The organism is Achromobacter sp. Marseille-Q0513 (genome assembly GCF_018195695.1).
Classification (GTDB): domain Bacteria; phylum Pseudomonadota; class Gammaproteobacteria; order Burkholderiales; family Burkholderiaceae_B; genus Achromobacter.
The window spans coordinates 1-449 of sequence record NZ_JAGTJY010000531.1 but is presented as its reverse complement, the minus strand read 5'-3'; the positions used below and the strand labels follow the sequence as shown (position 1 = coordinate 449).

Below are 449 nucleotides of genomic sequence, written 5' to 3'. Positions count from 1 at the left end.
CTCCCTGGTTGGCGGAGACTTTCAGCATCTCGTCCTCGAGATTGACGGCGTTGCCCGCGGGCCGCGTCGCGTAGCCGCCCCGGTTGCTTGAGCCGAAATTCTCGCTGACGCCGGTTGCCTGGATATGCCCGGCGCTGGTGCGCGCCATGGACAGCGACGGCATTGAGCCGGTCACGGGGCCGCCACGGTCGAACTTGGGTTCCACCAGGTCGCGCGGCTTGAACTTCGGCGTGTCTGAATTTGAGACGTTATCCGCAAGAACGCGCTGCCGCTCCTGATGCCACTGCATCTTGGTGCGAAGCATGGACAACATCGGAAGATCGGTGATCGCCATCGGCCTGCCCTCGGCCCGAAGCGCAGCGCCTCAGGTAGGCAGAATTTGCCGTGTGTATGGTTAATAAGGGGTTAAGATCCGGACGGACCCACTTTCGCCATGAATGGCCTTCAAC

At 61.9% G+C, this 449-nt stretch carries 1 protein-coding gene; it reads right to left on the bottom strand.

Going from position 1 to position 449, the window contains the following annotated elements:
• Nucleotides 1–334: flagellar basal body rod protein FlgB (locus tag KDH83_RS31630; protein WP_249205485.1), on the bottom strand; the 334-nt coding region annotated here is incomplete at its 3' end.
• Nucleotides 335–449 lie beyond the last annotated feature (115 nt).